This window comes from Enterobacter sp. V87_3 (assembly GCF_029967835.1).
Classification (GTDB): domain Bacteria; phylum Pseudomonadota; class Gammaproteobacteria; order Enterobacterales; family Enterobacteriaceae; genus Enterobacter; species Enterobacter cancerogenus.
In genome coordinates, this window is sequence record NZ_JASCAM010000023.1 from 268799 (window position 1) to 289470 (window position 20672).

Genomic DNA, 20672 nt, shown 5'->3' on the forward strand with positions numbered 1-20672 from the left:
CGCCTTCAGGAATTCCCGCGTTTCTCTTTAAATAGTTGCAAATTGTTAATTTCTCAGCATTCTGTCCTGTAGACTGATTGAATTCTCATGCTATTTCGGGCATAAAGCCGAAAAGTCATATAAAGAAGGCGCGTTTAACGCTCTGTGCGCCCGAGGAGTCACCGTGCACTATCAACCGCAAAAAAATCTGCTGCAGAACCGAATTATTCTTGTCACCGGTGCCAGCGACGGGATCGGCCGCGAGGCCGCACTCACCTATTCAGAATACGGCGCAAGCGTCATCCTCGTGGGCCGTAACGAGGAGAAACTTAAAGCCGTGGCGCAGGAAATTGAACGTGCTGGCGGCACGTCCACGCCCTGGTATACGCTCGATCTGCTGACCTGTACGCCGGCAACGTGTAAGGAACTTGCCCAGCGTATTTCCGCCCATTACCCGCGCCTGGACGGCGTATTGCACAACGCGGGGCTGCTGGGTGAAGTCCGTCCGATGGACGAGCAGGACCCCGACATCTGGCAGCAGGTGATGCAGGTAAACGTCAACGGCACCTTCTTCCTGACTCAGGCACTGCTTCCTTTATTACTGAATTCGGATTCCGGCTCGCTGGTCTTTACCTCCTCCAGCGTGGGCCGTGAAGGGCGGGCAAACTGGGGTGCCTATGCGGCGTCGAAATTCGCCACCGAAGGGATGATGCAGGTGCTGGCGGAGGAGTATCAAAACCGCCATCTGCGCGTAAACTGTATTAACCCTGGCGGTACGCGTACCAAAATGCGCGCCAGCGCCTTCCCGACGGAAGATCCGCACAAGCTCAAAACCCCGGCGGATATCATGCCGCTGTACCTTTGGCTTATGGGCGACGACAGCCGTCGCAAAACGGGCATGACCTTTGATGCCCAGCCGGGCCGTAAACCGGGAATTTCACAATGAGTGACGAACGTCATCAGCAGCGCCAGCAGCGTCTTAAAGACCAGGTCGACGCCCGGGTGGCAGCGGCCCAGGAAGAGCGCGGTATCATTATTGTGTTTACCGGCAACGGCAAAGGTAAAACCACCGCCGCTTTTGGCACCGTCACCCGTGCCGTCGGGCACGGGCATAAAGTGGGTGTCATTCAGTTTATCAAAGGCGAGTGGCCCAACGGCGAGCGTAATTTACTGGAGCCTCACGGCGTGGAGTTTCAGGTTATGGCAACCGGCTTCACCTGGGATACCCAAAACCGGGAAACGGACACCGCTGCCTGCCTCGCCGTCTGGGAGCATGCAAAAAGGATGCTGGCTGACCCGACGCTGAACATGGTGGTGCTGGATGAGATCACCTATATGGTGGCTTATGCCTATCTGTCGCTGGAAAGCGTGCTGGACGCATTGAAGAATCGCCCTGCGCACCAGACGGTGATCGTCACGGGGCGTGGCTGTCATCGGGATATTCTGGACCTGGCGGATACGGTCAGCGAGTTGCGGCCGGTTAAGCACGCCTTTGATGCCGGTATCAAAGCGCAGATTGGCATTGATTACTAAGAAAAAAGCCCGGTTGCGTTAACCGGGCTTTTCGTTTTAACCGTTGTTGTTACGGCTGCCAGAGCGGCGATTGCTGCTCACCTGGCTGTGACGCTTCACCGCACGACGGATCTGGTTCGCCTTCATGCGACGGCGATCTTTCTCCACGGCCACTTTAGAGGAGGTTTCCGGGGTGAGTTCAACCAGTTCACGCAGGTAGTTGGTTTGCGCCAGATCCAGCTCGGTATACCCGCCGCGCGGCAGGCCTTTCGGCAGCAGGATATCGCCGTAGCGTACGCGGATCAGACGGCTAACCTGCACGCCCACCGCTTCCCACAAACGACGAACCTCGCGGTTACGACCTTCGGTCAGGGTAACGTTGTACCACTGGTTGATCCCTTCGCCACCGGTAAACTTGATGGTTTTGAACGCCGCAGGACCGTCTTCAAGCTGTACGCCACGCGACAGATCGCGCAGTTTGTTCTCATCAACCTGGCCAAAAACGCGCACGGCGTATTCACGTTCCACTTCACGGCTTGGGTGCATCAGACGGTTTGCCAGCTCACCATCGGTGGTGAACAGCAGCAGACCGCAGGTGTTCACGTCCAGACGGCCTACGGCAATCCAGCGAGCGCCACGCAGTTTAGGCAAACGGTCGAAGACCGTTGGTCGCCCTTCCGGGTCATTACGGGTACACAGCTCGCCCTCTGGCTTGTAGTAAGCCAGCACGCGACAAATTTGTTCAGCGGACTCTTTAACCGAGATAAGATGACCGTCAATACGGATCTTCAACCCCGGCACGATTTCAACGCGGTCACCCAGCGTGGCGATTTTACCGTCCACACTCACGCGGCCCGCTTCAATAATGGCTTCAATTTCACGGCGTGAGCCGTGGCCGGCGCGCGCCAGCACTTTCTGTAACTTCTCGCTCATTGAGCTTCCTCAGGTGTCGCCTTCACAGGCGTCGAATCAGGTCAAAACGGAGCTGCGTCCAATTTTGATGGCCGCGTAGTATAGCTGCTTACACCTTTACAAGAAAGGTTTTACATCGCCCACGCCCTCACGAATCACTTCCGGCGCATCTTCGGTAAGGTCTATCACCGTTGTCGGCTGCTGGCCGAGGTAGCCGCCATGAATGATCAGCTCCACCACCTTCTCCAGGCGATCTTTGATCTCTTCCGGATCGGACTCGGTAAATTCGCTGCCAGGCAGCATCAGCGACGTTGAGAGCATTGGCTCGCCCAGGGTTTCCAGCAGCGCCTGCGCAATCGGGTTAGAGGGTACGCGCATCCCGATGGTTTTGCGTTTTTCCTGCAACAGACGGCGCGGCACCTCTTTTGTCCCTTTCAGGATGAAGGTGTAATTGCCGGGCGTGTTGTTCTTGATCAGGCGAAACGCCACGTTGTCGACGTAGGCATAGGTCGACAGTTCAGACAGATCCCGACACATCAGGGTAAAGTTATGCCCGTCCGGGAGCTGGCGAATGCGGCAGATGCGCTCCATTGCGCCTTTGTCTTCAATTTTGCAGCCCAGCGCGTAGCCCGAATCGGTCGGGTAGACGATCACGCCGCCCTTACGAACAATCTCAACGGCCTGATTAATCAGACGCGCCTGCGGGTTATCCGGATGAATATAGAAAAACTGACTCATACTTCCCTCTCTTCAATATGCTGTGGCTGTTCCCAGAGCGTCCAGACAGGCTCCACGCCTGCAGGAAGCCAGAGCTTACGCCCCAGTTCAATCCACGCGCAGGGTTGATGAAAATCAGAGCCCTGTGAGCCAAGAAGGCCAAACTGTTGTGCATAGGTCGCGAGCTGGGATCGCTCATTGGGCGCCTGCTGGCACTGGGCAACTTCCATCGCCTCACCGCCGCTTTCGGCAAAGTGTGCCAGCAGTCTTTTCAGCCATTTAGCAGAAAGATTATACCGCCCGGGATGGGCCAGCACCGCCTTACCGCCAGAATGATGAATGACATCAATAGCTTGTTTTATTGTACACCACTGTGGCGGAACGTATCCTGTTTTCCCACGCGCCAGATATTTTTTAAAGACGTCGGCCATCGTCGTGGCCTTGCCCGCCTCAACCAGAAAACGGGCAAAATGACCGCGTGTCACCGCCCCGCCCTTCGCCAGTTTTTGCGCGCCTTCCAGCGCCCCGGGAATATGTGCCTTTTCCAGCCGCTCGCCAATCATCTCGGCACGCTGGTTGCGGCGGACTTTTTGTTCTTGCAAAAACGCGCGCATTGCCTGATGGTCTATGTCGATGTTCAGGCCAACGATATGAATTTCATGGTTTTCCCAGAGGGTCGAAATTTCGACGCCGGCAATCAGGTTGAGCGCTAATCCGCTGCGGGCAATTTCGGCGCGCGCCGCCGGGATCGCATCGGTGGTATCGTGATCGGTTATCGCCAGGGTGCCGACGCGCATTTCTGCGGCGCGATGGACCAACGCCTCGGGCGTCAGCAGGCCATCAGAGGCCTGAGTATGACTGTGTAAATCGTAAATTATGGCGTATGTGGTATCGCTCAAAGCACTTCCCGTTACAGGTTGGAAACCTTCTAAAACCCTATGATAACGGCCTTGCGTGAAATTATGAAATCAAGGGTTGACAATACGCCACCGAACTAGTTAACTAGTACGCAAGTTCACACGAGAAAGGTATCTGAAAATGACAGCACATTTCGCTTTGCACGGTTGGTGGCGCACTTCCTGATTATCGGGCGGTGTCACGCGTCTGCGACAAGCAAACAGATACCCGGCCCGCTCCCAAGCGGGCTTTTTTTTGAACAAAATATGATGAGAACACAACCATGCAAACAGCCAAACCCAACCTCGAACTGCTGACCTGCGAGGCGGCCTATCGCCATAATCCGACCGCGCTGTTTCACCAGGTGTGCGGCGCGCGCCCGGCCACCCTGCTGCTGGAATCGGCGGATATCGACAGCAAAGACGATCTGAAAAGCCTGCTGCTGGTCGACAGCGCGCTGCGCATTACTGCATTAGGTGACGTCGTCACTATTAAGGCCTTATCAGAAAATGGCGCCTCGCTGCTGCCCCTGCTGGACGCGGCTCTGCCGTCAGGCATCGACAACGAACGCCATCCGGATATGCGCATTCTGCGCTTCCCGCCGGTCAGCCAGCTGCTGGACGAAGATGCACGCCTTTGCTCCCTGTCCGTATTTGATGCTTTCCGCCTGCTGCAGAATCTGGTCTCGGTGCCGGAAGACGAGCGTGAAGCCATGTTCTTCGGCGGACTCTTTGCCTACGATCTGGTCGCCGGTTTCGAAACGCTGCCGCAAACCGAGCAAGGCAACCGTTGCCCGGACTACTGCTTCTATCTGGCCGAAACCTTGCTGGTGATCGACCATCAGAAAAAATACACCCGTATACAGGCCAGCCTGTTTACGCCTTCTGCCGCGGAGAAAAACCGCCTTGAGCACCGCATCGCTCAGTTGCAACAGCAGATGACACAAGAGCCACCTGCACTGCCGGTGCAGCGCGTGGAAAAAATGGCCTGTGACGTAAACCAGACCGACGATCAATACGGTGCGGTGGTTCGTCAGATGCAGAAAGCGATCCGCGCCGGGGAAATTTTCCAGGTGGTGCCGTCTCGCCGCTTCTCACTGCCCTGCCCGTCGCCGCTGGCGGCCTATGACGTGCTGAAAAAGAGCAACCCAAGTCCGTACATGTTCCTTATGCAGGACAACGATTTCACGCTGTTCGGCGCGTCGCCGGAAAGCTCCCTGAAGTACGATGCCACCAGCCGCCAGATTGAGATCTACCCGATTGCCGGCACGCGCCCGCGTGGACGCCGTGCTGATGGCTCGCTCGATCGCGATCTCGACAGCCGTATCGAGCTGGAAATGCGCACCGATCACAAAGAGCTTTCCGAGCACCTGATGCTCGTAGACCTGGCGCGCAACGATCTGGCACGTATCTGCACCCCCGGCAGCCGCTACGTGGCAGACCTGACCAAAGTTGACCGCTACTCGTTTGTGATGCACCTCGTCTCCCGCGTGGTTGGCGAACTGCGTAGCGACCTCGACGTGCTGCACGCCTACCGCGCCTGCATGAACATGGGCACCCTGAGCGGCGCGCCGAAAGTCCGTGCGATGCAGTTGATCGCCGAAGCCGAAGGCCGTCGACGCGGCAGCTACGGCGGCGCGGTGGGGTATTTCACCGCGCACGGTGACCTGGACACCTGCATCGTGATCCGCTCCGCGTATGTCGAGGACGGGATCGCCACCGTTCAGGCGGGCGCAGGGATTGTTCTTGATTCTGTTCCGCAGTCTGAGGCTGACGAAACGCGCAGTAAGGCCCGCGCGGTACTGCGCGCCATTGCGACCGCCCATCATGCACAGGAGATTTTCTGATGGCTGACATTCTGCTGCTCGATAATATCGACTCCTTTACCTACAACCTGGCAGATCAGCTGCGTGCAAACGGTCATAACGTCGTTATCTATCGTAACCATGTTCCGGCGCAAACGCTGATTGACCGTCTGGGTACCATGCAAAACCCGGTGCTGATGCTCTCTCCGGGGCCCGGCGCACCGAGCGAAGCGGGCTGCATGCCTGAACTGCTGACCCGGATGCGCGGCAAGCTGCCGATCGTCGGCATCTGCCTGGGTCACCAGGCGATTGTGGAAGCGTACGGCGGTTACGTCGGCCAGGCGGGCGAAATTCTGCACGGTAAAGCATCCAGCATTGAACACGACGGCCAGGCCATGTTTGCCGGGCTGCCAAATCCGCTGCCGGTGGCGCGCTATCACTCGCTGGTAGGCAGCAATATCCCGGCCGGTTTGACCATCAACGCCTCGTTTGAAGGTATGGTGATGGCCGTGCGTCACGATGCGGACCGCGTATGCGGACTGCAGTTCCATCCGGAATCGATTCTGACCTCTAACGGCGCGCGCCTGCTTGAGCAAACGCTGAACTGGGCGCTACAGAAGCTGGAGCAGACCAACACGCTGCAGCCGATCCTTGAGAAACTGTACCAGGCGCAAATCCTGAGCCAGCAGGAGAGCCACCAGCTCTTCTCCGCGGTGGTGCGTGGCGAGCTGAAACCTGAGCAACTGGCGGCCGCGCTGGTCAGCATGAAGGTGCGCGGCGAAAGCCCGCAGGAGATTGCCGGTGCGGCAACGGCCCTGCTGGAAAACGCCGCCCCGTTCCCGCGTCCCGACTATCAGTTTGCCGATATCGTCGGTACCGGCGGTGACGGCAGCAACAGCATTAATATATCCACCGCCAGCGCCTTCGTGGCGGCTGCCTGTGGTTTGAAAGTGGCAAAACATGGCAACCGCAGCGTGTCCAGCCGATCCGGTTCATCCGACCTGCTGGCGGCATTTGGGATTAACCTCGACATGCAGGCCGAACGCTCGCGAGAAGCGCTGGACGACCTCGGCGTTTGCTTCCTGTTCGCGCCGAAATACCACACCGGTTTCCGCCACGCGATGCCGGTTCGTCAGCAGCTCAAAACGCGCACGCTGTTTAACGTTTTAGGCCCGTTAATCAACCCAGCCCATCCGCCGCTGGCGCTGATTGGCGTCTACAGCCCTGAGCTGGTATTGCCGATTGCTGAGACGCTGCGCGTGCTGGGTTATCAGCGTGCCGCTGTCGTTCATAGCGGTGGTATGGATGAGGTTTCGTTACACGCCCCTACGCTGGTCGCTGAACTGCGCAACGGTGAAATTCTGAGCTATCAGCTCGACGCGGCTGACTTCGGTTTAACGCCGTATCATCAGGAGGCGCTGGCAGGCGGCACGCCGGAAGAAAACCGTGACATTCTCACGCGCTTATTACAAGGTAAAGGTGAAGTCGCTCATGAGGCCGCCGTTGCTGCCAACGTCGCCATGCTGATGCGTTTGCACGGTGAGGAAGATCTGAAGGCCAACGCGCAAAAAGTTCTGGACGTACTGCGCTCCGGTGCAGCTTACGATCGCGTTACCGCACTTGCGGCAAGAGGGTAAAGAATGCAGACCGTTTTAGCGAAAATCGTCGCCGATAAGGCCATCTGGGTTGAAGCACGCAAGGCGCAGCAACCGCTCGCCAGCTTCCAGAATGACGTCGTGCCCAGCACGCGCCGCTTTTATGATGCCCTGCAGGGCGCACGCACCGCGTTTATTCTGGAGTGCAAAAAGGCGTCTCCGTCTAAAGGCGTGATCCGTGACGATTTCGACCCGGCGCGCATTGCCGGAATTTACAAACACCATGCGTCAGCCATCTCGGTGCTGACGGATGAGAAATATTTTCAGGGCAGCTTTGATTTCCTGCCCATCGTCAGCGGCATTGCGCCGCAGCCGATCCTCTGCAAAGACTTTATTATCGACCCGTATCAGATCTGGCTCGCGCGTTTCTACCAGGCCGACGCCTGCCTGCTGATGCTCTCGGTGCTCGATGACGAGCAGTACCGCCAGCTCTCTGCGGTGGCCCACAGCCTGAACATGGGCGTGCTGACCGAAGTGAGCAACGAAGAGGAGCTGGAGCGCGCCATCGCCCTTGAGGCAAAAGTGGTTGGCATTAACAACCGCGACCTGCGCGACCTGTCAATCGACCTTAACCGTACGCGCCAGCTTGCACCACGCCTGGGGGCGGGCGTGACGGTCATCAGCGAATCCGGCATCAACAGCTACGCCCAGGTGCGTGAACTGAGCCACTTTGCCAACGGTTTCCTGATCGGCTCCGCGATGATGGAACATGACGATCTCAACGCGGCGGTCCGCCGCGTGTTGCTGGGTGAAAACAAAGTGTGTGGATTAACGCGCGAGCAGGATGCCAAGGCCGCGTATGAAGCGGGCGCTATTTATGGCGGGCTGATTTTCGTGGACTCATCGCCCCGGGCGGTGAGTGAAGACCAGGCCCGTAACGTTATTGCGGCGGCCCCGCTCAGCTACGTGGGCGTGTTCCGCAATGCCGATATTGCCGACGTAGCAGCAAAAGCCGAGGCGTTATCCCTGAGTGCGGTACAGCTGCACGGCAATGAAGATCAGGCGTATATCGATGCGCTGCGCGCTGCGCTGGCGCCTCGGGTGCAAATCTGGAAAGCGCAAAGCGTGGGCGACACGTTACCGGCGCGTAATCTGAATCATGTCGATAAATACGTGCTCGACAACGGCCAGGGCGGCTCTGGCCAGCGCTTTGACTGGTCCTTGCTGAAAGACGAAGCGCTGGACAATGTCCTGCTCGCGGGTGGTCTCAGCCCGGATAACTGTGTAGAAGCGGCCAAAGCCGGCTGCGCCGGTCTCGATTTCAATTCAGGCGTAGAGTCCCAGCCGGGCATAAAAGATGCCAGCAAGCTGGCCTCGGTATTTAAAACTCTGCGTGCATATTAAGGAATAAATAATGACGACATTACTAAACCCGTATTTTGGTGAGTTCGGTGGTATGTACGTGCCACAGATCCTGATGCCCGCTCTGCGCCAGCTGGAAGAAGCCTTTGTCAGTGCGCAAAAAGACCCGGCGTTCCAGGCCGAGTTTACCGATCTGCTGAAAAACTACGCGGGGCGTCCTACGGCCCTGACAAAATGCCGCAACCTGACCGAAGGCAGCAAAACCACGCTGTATCTCAAGCGTGAAGATTTGCTCCACGGCGGTGCGCATAAAACCAACCAGGTCCTTGGCCAGGCGCTGCTCGCAAAACGCATGGGCAAAACCGAAATCATCGCCGAGACCGGCGCAGGCCAACACGGTGTGGCATCTGCCCTCGCCAGCGCCCTGCTCGGCCTGAAATGCCGTATTTACATGGGCGCGAAAGATGTCGAGCGTCAGTCGCCAAACGTCTTCCGTATGCGCCTGATGGGGGCTGAGGTGATCCCGGTTCACAGCGGATCCGCCACGCTGAAAGATGCCTGTAACGAAGCGCTGCGCGACTGGTCCGGCAGCTACGACACCGCGCACTATATGCTTGGCACCGCCGCAGGTCCACACCCGTTCCCGACCATCGTGCGCGAATTCCAGCGCATGATCGGGGAAGAAACGAAAGCGCAGATCCTCGAAAAAGAGGGGCGTCTGCCGGATGCGGTTATCGCCTGCGTGGGCGGCGGCTCAAACGCCATCGGGATGTTCGCTGATTTCATCGATGAACCTCGCGTTGGTCTGATTGGAGTAGAGCCTGCCGGTCACGGAATCGAATCGGGTGAACACGGCGCGCCGCTGAAGCATGGTCGGGTTGGGATCTACTTCGGTATGAAGTCTCCTATGATGCAGACCGATGAAGGCCAGATTGAAGAGTCTTACTCCATCTCCGCCGGACTGGATTTCCCGTCAGTAGGGCCTCAGCACGCTCACCTGAACAGCATTGGGCGCGCTGAATACGTCTCGATTACCGATGACGAAGCGCTGGAGGCGTTCAAGACCCTGTGTCGTAACGAAGGGATCATCCCGGCGCTGGAATCTTCCCACGCCCTGGCGCACGCCCTGAAAATGATCAAAGAGAACCCGGAGAAAGAGCAGCTGCTGGTGGTCAACCTTTCCGGTCGCGGTGACAAAGATATCTTCACCGTTCACGATATTCTGAAAGCACGAGGGGAAATCTGATGGAACGCTATGATAACGCATTTGCACAGCTGAAGGCCCGCCAGGAAGGCGCGTTCGTCCCCTTCGTCACTCTGGGCGACCCGGGTCCTGAGCAGTCGCTTAAAATTATCGATGCCCTGATTGAAGGCGGTGCGGATGCGCTGGAGTTGGGCATCCCTTTCTCTGACCCACTGGCGGATGGCCCAACCATTCAGGACGCCACCCTGCGCGCTTTTGCCTCCGGCGTCACTCCGACTCAGTGTTTCGAGATGCTGGCGGCAATCCGTCAGAAACACCCGACCATCCCGATTGGCCTGCTGATGTACGCCAACCTGGTCTTTAACCGCGGCATTGATGAGTTTTATGCCGAGTGCGCTCGCGTCGGCGTTGACTCTGTGCTGGTGGCCGATGTACCGGTTGAAGAGTCTGCACCGTTCCGCCAGGCGGCGATGCGTCACAACGTTGCACCGATTTTCATTTGTCCGCCAAACGCAGATGACGAACTGCTGCGTCAGATTGCTTCTTACGGACGCGGGTATACCTACCTGCTCTCCCGTGCGGGTGTGACCGGCGCTGAAAACAAAGCGGCGCTGCCTCTGCATCATCTGGTGGAGAAACTGGCCGAGTATCACGCGGCTCCGCCGCTGCAGGGCTTTGGTATCTCTTCACCGGATCAGGTTGCAGCGGCAATAGATGCAAAAGCCGCGGGCGCGATTTCCGGCTCTGCGATTGTTAAAATCATCGAGAAAAATCTAGATAAGCCCGACCAGATGCTGGCTGAGCTGAAAACATTCGTTAGCGAAATGAAAGCGGCAACCCGTCAAGCCTGATCCTGCCACCGTCTGGTCACTGGGCCAGACGGTTCCTCTTCTTACCTGTGAAACAGGCAATGATATTTTTGGCGTTATAGCAGCGTGTCACCCTCCAGTAGGCCATTTACCAACAGGGTAAAAACCTGAATCGCTTTTGGTAATGCATTCTGCGGAATTTCGCTTGCAGCCACCCACTGCGCGGCATTCAGTGCGGCCCCGTTTAGCAGCCAGGCGGTGGCATCGACATCTACCGGCTTGATTAAGCCGCGTTCAATCAGATCTGAAATGCGCTCGCGCGTGGCATCGAGGCAGTTATTCTGACTCGGCCATTTTGTAGGGTCCCCGAGAAAAGCCGGCCCATCAAGCAGAACGATACGCCGGACCTCTTCATCAAGCGCCATCCTGATATAGGCGATCCCTTCAGCCAGAAGCTTTTGCTGGTCATCACCGTAATGTGCCGCGGCATCTTTGGCACTTTGCGCCATTTCAGAATCCATCTGAGTAACCACAGCAGCAAGTAACCCTTTTTTGTCCCCAAAATGGTGGTACAGGGCCCCACGCGTCAGGCCGACGCTGGCGGTCAAATCATCCATTGATGCTGCGGCAAACCCTTTTTCGGCGAAGGCATTTCGTGCAGCAGCAATCAACTTTATGCGGGTTTCTTCCATCGTTTCGGCGCGGCGTTTGGCAGCCATACGGACTCCTTGCAATAAACGCCGCGCAGGAAATTTGACATACGCGGCGTATGTGTGATTAATTTTACATACGCCGCGTATATTAAGTCATTTATCTATGCCGCGCATCCGCTGTCATCCACCTAAATAAAGGATACGTTATGAACCAACCGAAACCCGTTTTCCCTGCAAATCGCCATGCGCTCTATGAAAAGCATGGTTATTCCGCAGCGATCCGCTCTGGTGATTTATTGTTTGTTTCCGGGCAGGTGGGAAGCCGGGAAGATGGCACACCCGAGCCCGACTTTGCCGCGCAGGTAGAACGTGCCTTCGATAATCTCAAGGCCACGCTTAATGCTGCAGGCTGTACGTTCGACGATCTTATTGATGTGACAACCTTTCATACCGATCCCGAGAATCAGTTCCCAACCATTATGCAGGTGAAACAAACCCTTTTCCCTAAGCCCCCGTATCCGAACTGGACAGCTGTAGGCGTGAACTGGCTAGCAGGCTTTGATTTTGAGATAAAGGTTATCGCCCGAATTCCTGAACATCAGTAATAACGACGTCGTACACAGATATCAGGGAGCGATATCTGTGTGTGAAATCGCACGGTATGTTTGATTTGGCGTGAAATAGACATCAGGTCTGTACAAACCGTAATCTTTTTACCGGGAACTCGTCACGGCAATACAGAATGAGCTGCTGTGTATTGCTTATGATTTGTACCGGGATGAAAAGGATCCGGGACATTTTATTGTCATTGAAGAGTGGCCAGACCGGGCAGCACTTGATGCCCACTGCGCCAGCGAGCAATTCACCCGGCTTATTCCTTTGGTTGACCAATACACGCGTAATGCGGCGCAGTACATCCTGATGGATGCGCAGAGATGGTGTCCGCTCATGATTCGGAGCAGCCAGACTAACTCACTTGCAGGCCTGCTTTGAGCGAGGAGCGGACGTTTTAAAGCATGGGGCTGGAAGACGAGAAAGTTGATGATTTTGCGGCTGCGCATGAATACCCAACCGCCTGAACTGCCCTACTTAAAACCGAAACCGCGCTCTTCAAGAGTGGTCCGTAGATTTTGGCGACCATCCATATAAGCGAGACTGGTTGCTGCGCTCTGAACCGCCTGTTTCCATGTTTTATCTTTCATTCCCAGACCTTCCCGGAATGCATGGAATGCCTCTTCATAACTTCTGACGTGAGCGTCAAGGTCACAAGCGCTGTAGAGATTGTGATGAGCCACAACGCTTTGCGGCAGGCGCGGGCGGATAGCTGCATCGCTGTCAGTTGCAGGCCATCCGACCACCAGGCCGCATACAACATAGCTGTGGGCCGGTAGCTGAATAAGTTCAGCCAGCTCTTTAGCCTTGTTGCGTGTCGCACCAATATAAACCGTACCCAGCCCGATTGACTCTGCTGCTACCGTTGCATTTTGCGAAGCCAGTGCGGCATCAACTGTCGCCATGACAAATGAATCAAGGTAATCATGCACACCCGGAATAAGGCCGTCTGAGACGGTCATATCGTGATTTCGTGACAGGTCTGCAATCCAGAGAAGTATCGCAGGAGCCTCCTCGATGTATCCATTCGCCACACCTTTATCTCCCGCAGCGAGCTTTCTGACCTGCGCCTTGAGTGCAGGATCGGTAACGGCCACCATGCTCCATTGCTGAAGATTTGAGGATGTTGAGGCAGACTGAGCGGCCGCTACAAGCGTTTCAAACCAGTATTCCGGCAAGGCTTGCTGTGAAAAATTTCTGACGGAACGATGGCTGAGCAGATTTTCAATCTGCGAATTCCAGATGATATTTTTTGGTCGGTCTTTCTCACCGTACCGGGCAGTAATCAACTGAACTTTGTTTAAATCTTCAGACATTAACTTTCTCCAGACAATACTGTAATGTTCATTCAAGAATTAAGTAAATAAAAAGGCCTGATGGCCTTCCTAACTAAATGTTCATTATTAACGCTTCGATTGCATCACGTTGAAATTCTGGCTCATGCACAATCCTGCCGAACACCCGGAAACCGAAATAGGCACACATGAATGCCTTAGCCATAACTTCAGGCTGCCGTTCCGCCTGAAACTCCCCGGAAGCAATCCCGGCAGCGAAAAGCCTGGTGAACATTGCCTCAAGCTTTTTGATATAACGGCGGCTAAGATCTTCAACGGTTTTATCTTTTGCAGCTCTTTCTAAGGGAGAGAAGATTGCCATGCAGCCGTTTCGCTCGATATTGCTGAAATCCAGTTCAATACCTTTTTTCAGCAGGCTGCGTAGCCTGTCCTTAACGCTACCGGCCTGGCTGAATACAGCCTCATGAAACTCAATGCTTGAGCTATGGTAACGGCGCAGGGCTTCATGGTAGAGATTTTCTTTATTACCAAAAGCCGCATACAGACTTCCACGGCCAAGCCCTGTACTCTCAACGAGTTCCTGAGCGGAGGTCGCTTCAAAGCCGTTTCGCCAGAACGCATCCATAGCCGCCTGAATAACGAGTTGATCATCAAATTCTCTCGGTCTGCCTGCCATTAGGCTCTCCCGTAGTAAAGACGGTAATCACCTTAGCAATTATGGAATGCTCAGTCAAGAATTGCGTTAACCTCATTTTCCTTCCAGTTCAAGTCTGATACGGATTCCCCAGATATGAGAGATCTGAAGAGGCCGTTTCTGGCCAATAATACGGCCCTTGTTCCAGGGGGATATTGTCATGCTCAATCTCCTTTGGGTTAGGAGATGTGATTATGGTTGTCCCATATGAGCGAGAAGCGGACGATCGCAGAATTGACGCCCGAGTTTGATAAAATCAACTCAGCCTGAATCTTTAAAAACCTCCTTCCTGAAGAATCTCCGAGACATTGCTTTCAGAACGCTATAACTGCTCTAAATATCTAAGGCATATTTCACGGTCAACTTTCGGTTAACCATATGCACTCGCACATCAACCCAATATGGCTGAACACAATGGTGACCTGATTAAAAAAGGGTTTTACCAACTTTTAAACCAAAGATATGTCCTGATGTTCTGCGATTGAATGGCGGAGATAGCGGGTCGGTGTTGTGCCCGTATATTGACGAAAGAAAACAATGAAGGCACTGTCACTGACAAAATCAAGGTCCTGCGCCACCTGACTGAGCTGGTATCCGTCACACAGCTTCTCCATCGCTTTCAGTAGCCTCCACTGTTGCCTCCAACTCTGATAATTCATCCCCGTATCCCGGATAAATATACGGCTTATTGTGCGTTCACATGCACCGACTTTTTGGGCTAACTGCCCCAGACGTGGGGGTAATTCGCCCCCACGGACTCTGTCCAGCCAGGTACTCAGGCGAATATCTGAGGGAAACCGCAACGTCCAGTTTTCGCTTTGGGCATTTTTGATTTCTTCACAAAACACGGTAATGAGACTGCTTTGTTGCTCTTCATGCATTCCCCATTGCCAGAATGCCATTCGTTCGATCAGCTCAAAGAATAAGGGATTAACCTCAACGATCTGCAGGGGCAACGCCGATAAGGGTAAATCGCTTGAAAAGTAAAGAGAACGATAGGCCAATGAGCCATTCATAATGGCGCGATGAACCGTGCCGGCCGGTATCCACGCTGCCCGCCGGGGCGGAAGCAGGCAAAGGGTATTTTCCAGCTCAATCGTGATACTTCCCGCTGCCGAAAACAGCAACTGATGACGAAGGTGACTATGCATCCCTGAATCGTGTACCCCCATATCGGATGCAATTCCGACAACCCACTCTTCGAACGTGTCCGGATCGAAAGAATCTTCTGGGTTAATTTTCATCATATGTCCGATTTTAAATATAAATAGTCTTTATCATGGTAAACCGACATGACAACTTCCGCAATAATAGTCGCATACTCTGTTTATCTAAGGATTGTTGTTATGAATATCAGTAAACAACCACCGTTGTGGCTACTGACATTACTGATTATGTTTCCACAACTGGTGGAAACAATATACAGCCCAGCTTTGCCAGACATTGCCCGTGCTTTTCAGGTAGGCAGTGAACGTGCCGCCCAGACGCTTTCAGTCTATTTCGTCGCGTTTGCCATCGGCGTTGCGCTCTGGGGCTGGTTAAGCGACCGCGTGGGTCGGCGACCTGCAATGATGGCCGGGCTTCTGTGCTACGGGACCGGTTCCGCACTGGCACTTGTGGCTACAGACTTTAGCGTTTTGCTCCTGGCTCGCATGGTAGCAGCCGTAGGTGCAGCTGCAGGGTCCGTTGTTGTTCAGACGATGCTGCGTGATTGCTACGAATCAACGGCATTAGCCCGCGTCTTCTCCGTGATGGGGGCAGCGTTGGCAATCAGTCCCGTTTTTGGTCTTGTAAGCGGAGGGTGGCTGGTCAGCCTGTACGGACATACCGGCGTGTTTATTGCTCTGGTCACGATGGCACTGGTGCTGCTCACAATGACCGCATTCTTACTGCCTGAAACACGTTCGGAAAATACCTCCGGCCCCCGATTTGGCGGGCTAGTTTGTCGGATGGCAGGGGATGGAAGGCTTTGGAAAAATGCAATGCTTGTTGCACTGCTGAATACAATGCTTTTCAGCTACTACAGCCTTGCACCGTTTCTTTTCGGTCAATTAGGCTGGAGTCCCAGGGCTTTCGGATGGACGGGGATTTTACTGGCTTTTGCTTCTCTATCGGGCAGCTTATGGAACCGGAAACTGCTGTCTTTGGGTTTGTCGCCAGAACAACTGGTGAAAAATGCCTGCCTGCTGGCCCTATTATCGGGTGTCACAGCATGGTTCTTGCAGCAATCTGTATGGATACTTATGCCAGTAGCCGGGGTGGTGATTGCCTATGGCATTGCGATTCCAAACGTGCTGAGCCAGGCCCTTAGCCAATATCGTGAACAGGCCGGAGCTGCCGGAGCGCTGTTTGGATTAGTCTACTATTTATTGCTGGGAATGATGCTGGGACTTGCCGGTATCGTGCAACAGCTGGGATTGGTACTTACCGCTTGTGCGGTAATAGCCTACTTTTGCAGCCTGTCACGGCGCTAAGCTTGTTGTTTTTAATATTTACCCGGGAGCCTATTATAGTATGGGTTCCCGGTACAATTTAAAATGGTTTACGCCTGCTGCAGCCCGATGAGTTGTGAGCTGCTCTCTGCATTTATTGCTTTGTAGAGCTAGTAATGTCCGCTCCTGGCACAAAGCAGACATGCATGAGTGGGAAGGTCTCTATGGGCGGAAAATCACGATGACAGCCTGGTGCTACCATATCAGACATAACAGTGATGTTATAAACCGAACTCTGCGTCACGTCTCATGAGGAACTCCTCATTACACATCCCGTCAACGCCTGGCACAGCATTGTCTGTTGTGAACCTTTACGTCAGGCTATACAAAAAGAACTGAAGGCAATGGGAGATGTAATAACAGACGCATACATGGAGGGCTATGAAGGAATTAAATAGCAAAGAAGAATGTCCGTAATACCGCACTGATAACGTGGATAAGCTCAAACGTTTTCACTAAGCACATGGCTCAGCCCAGAGGGTCAAAATTCAGCTTTACGCACCATAATTTTCGATATCCAAATCGCGCCCCGTATCGGTACGCCCCGGTAGCAGGGAAAACGCCTCGGTAAGCTAAAACCACCGGTCCCTTTTTCAGGGTTTCCACAATAAACGGCGACCATCATTAGACGCTCCCCCCTTTATAAAATTCTGAAAGATGAGCCTGTCACAGGGCAAGGCTGCCCTTTGTTATAAATTATCAAGTCATATCGATAATTATTATATTTGTTGATGATTTATTGAGCTCAGGTGTGAACTTATAGTCTCGGACGCAGGCAATAACTTTTTTACACAAGGATGGTTAATATGAAAAGGTTTTTTATCACGGCTGCACTAACGGGTTTATTTGTCAGTAATAATTCGTATGCAGGAGAAAGCTATCTGGTCTATAACCCACAAAATATTGCGGTATTTGAAGTGCGTTTCTTTAATGTTGGCGACGGTCCCTTTATGCCGGGCTGGCCGAGCGCGTCTGAATCAACCTGGGATCTTGGTCAGCAACAAAAAGAAAAAATACTTGATGCCATGCGTTACTGGGCTGAAGTCATCACCCCCATACCAGGGGAACTGCCCGCCATTATCAATGTGGGGACGTTTAATGACGAGAATGCTGCGGGTTCCAGCGATTCAGTTACTGATGGCATTATCAGTCTGACGCAGTTGCAGGGAGCGTTGAACGGCATTGATACCGGAGAGCTGACCTTCGGCTCTCATGCCCAGTTCATCATGGGCAAACTGGATTTTGACAACGTTCCCTATGTGCCTGCGCAATTGCCGCGCACCGGAAAGGCAGATCTGGTCAGCGTCGCTATTCATGAGCTGGCCCATGGCCTGGGAATATCTAATATGGTTACCGACCTGCACGGAAGTGGCACATTCACGCCCGCTTTCGATAACGGGCCTTTTGGATCCTGGACCAGCCATCTGCGCGATGACCGTGGCAATCCTGCCCGGCCAGGGCAAGTCATATTGTGTAATGGATGCAATAACAGATGGGATCCGCAAGGCTTTGATGTACGGCTCGATAAAGGCTATTTCACCGGCGAGCACGTAAATGAAGTGCTTGCAGGTGCCATGCCTGGCGTGCCGGTGAAAATGTTAGCAGACGACGGTTCGGTCGATGATAACTACATGAGCCATATCGAGCTGAAGAACAGCATGATGAGCCATCAGAACTACCGTAATTACACAACGTTTATGGAGGCGGAACTGGCGTTGTTGCAGGACATGGGATACCAGATTGACCGACGTAACTTTTTCGGTTTTTCGCTGTATGGCAACGGGCAAACTCTTGTTAACCGCAATGGATATTTTCAGCGTAATCAGCAGGCAGATGGCTATCTGGCCGGGCAATATAATACCGCTAATCTGGGGGTTGGCCTGCATGTATATGGCAGTAATAACCATATCTTTCAGCAAGCGGACCTGTTGACATCAGGGGCTGGCGGCGCGGGTATCCGTATAGATGGGCAAAATAACACCCTGAGCATCGAACCCGGAATACGGGTATACGCCGATGGCGCAAATGGCCGAGGGGTGATGTTTGCCTACGGTAAAGAGCACAACCTTATTCAACGCGGCGATGTTCAGGCACTGGGCGCCAGTGGCGTCGCTATCAGTTTTGATTTTGGCAATAACCTGCTGGGTAACGAAGTTGACTATCGTGGATCCTGGCTACATATCGTGGATGGATATTACGATGCATTATTACCCGAGTTGCAGGGAGCCCTGGTGGATAATGCCGACATCAGCGGACGAATTGCCGGTAAAGGCGCGGCGATTTATATTTCACCGAATGCGCTGGTCGGTAATATAAATATATTATCGGGTGCCCGGCTGGAAGGCGATATTTATTCGGACTACGCCGAGCGGGACGCCTATGGCCAACCGCGGTTAACACAACTTACCTTCGGTCGGAAGGCCAATGCGTATGGGCAGGCGACGGAAGCTGCCGATTCTGATTTTAGCTTTACTTACCGCGGAAACATTGAAGGTATTAATAATCTGGCACTGGACGCGCACGGAGGGAAAACCTCGCTAAATGGCGATTTTCAGATTTACAGCATGAATATCGCGCCAGGTGCCACCCTATCCGGCAACGGCAGCTACACCCTTAATGAGGAAGGCCGCTTTGTAAATAACGGGATCCTTGCGCCGGGTAATTCACTTGGGCAAATCACTATCTCAGGTGCTTATCAACAGGGGGACAGCGGGCAGTTGGTGTTGGAAGTCGACGGGCGCGGCAGGCATGATACTTTGCGAGTGGACGGTCACGCACAATTTAACGGTCAGCTGACGTTTGCGCCGCAACCGGACTGGTACGCGACAAACTGGCGTGTGAATTCGCAAGATTTGCTAAAAACAGACTCTTACAGCGGTAAGTTCAGTGCGGTGAACAGCGTGCTCCGCTCTCCCACGCTAACGCTGCAGACAACGCCTCAGGGAAAGAATAGCTGGCAGCTCTCCATGCTGCGCGCTTCAAACGCATACAGCCGGTATGCGCAAGACGCCAATGCGCGGCAGGTAGGGCAAGCGCTGGATAAAATTGTGGCAGATGCTAAGTCGGATATACAGCCGCTGTACCATACTCTGGATTTCTCAGCCGCTGATGGCGGAAGTATCAGCCATGCCCTGCCGCAGCTTTCTGCGGGCGCCTACAGCGCCATGTTCGCAAGTTCCCTTCAACGTGAACAACAGATAGCGCGGATCATTGGAGGGCCTCATCCTGCTGTAATGTCGAAACAACTGGCGGAAGGCGAATGGCGCAGCTTTGCCATCCCCTTTGGCGGCGGCTTCTGGCAACAGCGCCAGGGGGACAGTGTAGGGTACGACGCCAGCAGTTATGGCATGGTGTTCGGTGCTGAAAAACAAAACGATCGGAATCACAACTGGGTTTATGGCTTTCATGGTGCGGTCAGCGGCCAGTCGGTGACGGTGAAATCACCAGAAACCGCGACCGGGAAAACCACTGCTTTCGATCTGGGTATTCATGCCCGTTACGGCGCTGAAAGGTCCGAAGGGATGTATTTATTCGGCACAGGCCGATTGGGTATTGAAGACAGCTGGATGGATAGAAACATTCATGTAGAAACTTACGGAGCAAACCACCATGCCACCTGGACCGGACTGACAGGCTCTGTTACGGCCGGCGGGGGCTATCGATGGGCGCTGAATGATAATGTGAGCGCCGGACCGGTAACGTCATTAAATTACACCACATTACATCGACCTGGCGTGAAGGAAAGCGGCAATGACGGCAGCCGTCTGATGCTGGATTCGGAGACCTTCGATTCTCTGAGATCAAGTATCGGGGTGAATGGTAACTGGAATGTACCGCTCGCTTCAGGGGCGTCTATCGCAGCTGAGTTGCAGCTTACCTGGGATCATGAACTTCTGGATGGCAATGTAGAGCAACAAGCCTCTTTCGCCAACTATCGCAGCACATCGTTTAGTTCCAGGAATCAGGTGGCTGGCCGTGACACTCTGGGTGTTAAGGCGGGAATGCGCTATAAAATCAACACTGATGTCGAATTGGGCATCGGGGTTGAAAGCGAAATGTTTCGTTCTGGCTATAACGCGATCGCAGGTAATCTTTCAGCTACCTGGCGTTTCTGATGTCTGAGGGCGAGAAAATA

At 54.1% G+C, this 20672-nt stretch carries 18 protein-coding genes, 2 pseudogenes and 1 other annotated feature; of the genes and pseudogenes, 12 read left to right on the plus strand and 8 right to left on the minus strand.

All coding sequences use genetic code 11. The features are described from left to right. The first annotated feature begins 163 nt into the window (after window positions 1–163). Both QLG21_RS12300 and cobO read left to right on the plus strand, forming a co-directional pair. Window positions 164–925 carry a YciK family oxidoreductase gene (locus tag QLG21_RS12300; protein ID WP_058608667.1) on the plus strand — a complete coding sequence of 254 codons (762 nt, stop codon included), beginning with the start codon at window positions 164–166 and terminating at the stop codon, window positions 923–925. Then, complete coding sequence (gene cobO, locus QLG21_RS12305) at window positions 922–1512, plus strand: cob(I)yrinic acid a,c-diamide adenosyltransferase (RefSeq protein WP_282484509.1); 591 nt, start codon at window positions 922–924, stop codon at window positions 1510–1512. Before QLG21_RS12300 ends, cobO begins: the two co-directional genes overlap by 4 nt. A 36-nt stretch (window positions 1513–1548) precedes the next feature. Here cobO and rluB read toward each other — a convergent pair whose 3' ends face one another. The 3 genes from rluB to rnm form a co-directional block, all read right to left on the minus strand. After that, complete coding sequence (rluB, locus tag QLG21_RS12310) at window positions 1549–2424, minus strand: 23S rRNA pseudouridine(2605) synthase RluB (RefSeq protein WP_006175690.1); 876 nt, start codon at window positions 2422–2424, stop codon at window positions 1549–1551. 96 nt (window positions 2425–2520) lie between these two features. After that, window positions 2521–3141 (minus strand): L-threonylcarbamoyladenylate synthase, encoded by a 621-nt coding sequence (locus QLG21_RS12315; RefSeq protein ID WP_006175691.1) that lies wholly within the window; start codon window positions 3139–3141, stop codon window positions 2521–2523. Further along, window positions 3138–4019: an RNase AM gene (gene rnm, locus QLG21_RS12320; protein ID WP_137848722.1), complete on the minus strand. Its 882-nt coding sequence runs from the start codon at window positions 4017–4019 to the stop codon at window positions 3138–3140. Before rnm ends, QLG21_RS12315 begins: the two co-directional genes overlap by 4 nt. Window positions 4020–4158: 139 nt before the next feature. Here rnm and trpL point away from each other — a divergent pair, with 139 nt between their 5' ends. The 6 genes from trpL (at window position 4159) to trpA (ending at window position 10833) form a co-directional block, all read left to right on the plus strand. Continuing rightward, window positions 4159–4203: a trp operon leader peptide gene (gene trpL / locus QLG21_RS12325; RefSeq protein WP_071524153.1), complete on the plus strand. Its 45-nt coding sequence runs from the start codon at window positions 4159–4161 to the stop codon at window positions 4201–4203. Beyond that, window positions 4180–4274 (plus strand) — a sequence feature (Trp leader region). It overlaps the preceding gene by 24 nt. A gap of 26 nt (window positions 4275–4300) precedes the next feature. Next, entirely contained in the window at window positions 4301–5863 is a 1563-nt protein-coding gene (locus QLG21_RS12330) for an anthranilate synthase component 1 (protein ID WP_282484510.1), read from the plus strand. Beyond that, complete coding sequence (gene trpD / locus QLG21_RS12335) at window positions 5863–7458, plus strand: bifunctional anthranilate synthase glutamate amidotransferase component TrpG/anthranilate phosphoribosyltransferase TrpD (protein ID WP_282484511.1); 1596 nt, start codon at window positions 5863–5865, stop codon at window positions 7456–7458. The genes QLG21_RS12330 and trpD overlap by 1 nt, the downstream gene beginning before the upstream one ends. A gap of 3 nt (window positions 7459–7461) precedes the next feature. Continuing rightward, on the plus strand, window positions 7462–8820 hold the full coding sequence (trpCF, locus tag QLG21_RS12340) for a bifunctional indole-3-glycerol-phosphate synthase TrpC/phosphoribosylanthranilate isomerase TrpF (protein ID WP_153681648.1): 1359 nt from the start codon (window positions 7462–7464) through the stop codon (window positions 8818–8820). 10 nt (window positions 8821–8830) lie between these two features. Beyond that, the gene (gene trpB, locus QLG21_RS12345) at window positions 8831–10024 is read left to right on the plus strand and encodes a tryptophan synthase subunit beta (RefSeq protein ID WP_006175698.1); all 1194 of its coding nucleotides are present in this window, start codon (window positions 8831–8833) and stop codon (window positions 10022–10024) included. Further along, entirely contained in the window at window positions 10024–10833 is an 810-nt protein-coding gene (gene trpA / locus QLG21_RS12350) for a tryptophan synthase subunit alpha (protein WP_101737601.1), read from the plus strand. The genes trpB and trpA overlap by 1 nt, the downstream gene beginning before the upstream one ends. A 74-nt stretch (window positions 10834–10907) precedes the next feature. Here the strand turns inward: trpA and QLG21_RS12355 are convergent, their stop codons facing one another. Continuing rightward, window positions 10908–11510: a TetR/AcrR family transcriptional regulator gene (locus tag QLG21_RS12355; protein ID WP_282484512.1), complete on the minus strand. Its 603-nt coding sequence runs from the start codon at window positions 11508–11510 to the stop codon at window positions 10908–10910. A gap of 140 nt (window positions 11511–11650) precedes the next feature. Here QLG21_RS12355 and QLG21_RS12360 point away from each other — a divergent pair, with 140 nt between their 5' ends. Next, on the plus strand, window positions 11651–12049 hold the full coding sequence (locus tag QLG21_RS12360) for a RidA family protein (RefSeq protein ID WP_282484513.1): 399 nt from the start codon (window positions 11651–11653) through the stop codon (window positions 12047–12049). Between the two features lie 109 nt (window positions 12050–12158). Further along, a pseudogene (locus QLG21_RS12365) lies at window positions 12159–12437 on the plus strand (putative quinol monooxygenase); the annotation flags it as partial. A gap of 92 nt (window positions 12438–12529) precedes the next feature. Here the strand turns inward: QLG21_RS12365 and QLG21_RS12370 are convergent. The 4 genes and pseudogenes from QLG21_RS12370 to QLG21_RS12385 form a co-directional block, all read right to left on the minus strand. Beyond that, entirely contained in the window at window positions 12530–13372 is an 843-nt protein-coding gene (locus tag QLG21_RS12370; RefSeq protein WP_282484514.1) for a nitroreductase family protein, read from the minus strand. Window positions 13373–13445: 73 nt separating this feature from the next. Continuing rightward, window positions 13446–14027 carry a TetR/AcrR family transcriptional regulator gene (locus QLG21_RS12375; protein WP_115239769.1) on the minus strand — a complete coding sequence of 194 codons (582 nt, stop codon included), beginning with the start codon at window positions 14025–14027 and terminating at the stop codon, window positions 13446–13448. Window positions 14028–14102: 75 nt separating this feature from the next. After that, window positions 14103–14207, minus strand: a pseudogene (locus QLG21_RS12380) (integrase); the annotation flags it as partial. A 287-nt stretch (window positions 14208–14494) separates the two neighbouring features. After that, window positions 14495–15289, minus strand: a complete 795-nt coding sequence (locus QLG21_RS12385; protein WP_348994642.1) for a helix-turn-helix transcriptional regulator — start codon at window positions 15287–15289, stop codon at window positions 14495–14497. Between the two features lie 102 nt (window positions 15290–15391). Between QLG21_RS12385 and QLG21_RS12390 the strand changes: the two genes are divergently transcribed. Then, window positions 15392–16519 (plus strand): Bcr/CflA family efflux MFS transporter, encoded by a 1128-nt coding sequence (locus tag QLG21_RS12390; RefSeq protein ID WP_282484516.1) that lies wholly within the window; start codon window positions 15392–15394, stop codon window positions 16517–16519. An 824-nt stretch (window positions 16520–17343) separates the two neighbouring features. Continuing rightward, window positions 17344–20652 carry an autotransporter outer membrane beta-barrel domain-containing protein gene (locus QLG21_RS12395; protein WP_282484517.1) on the plus strand — a complete coding sequence of 1103 codons (3309 nt, stop codon included), beginning with the start codon at window positions 17344–17346 and terminating at the stop codon, window positions 20650–20652. Window positions 20653–20672: the final 20 nt, after the last annotated feature.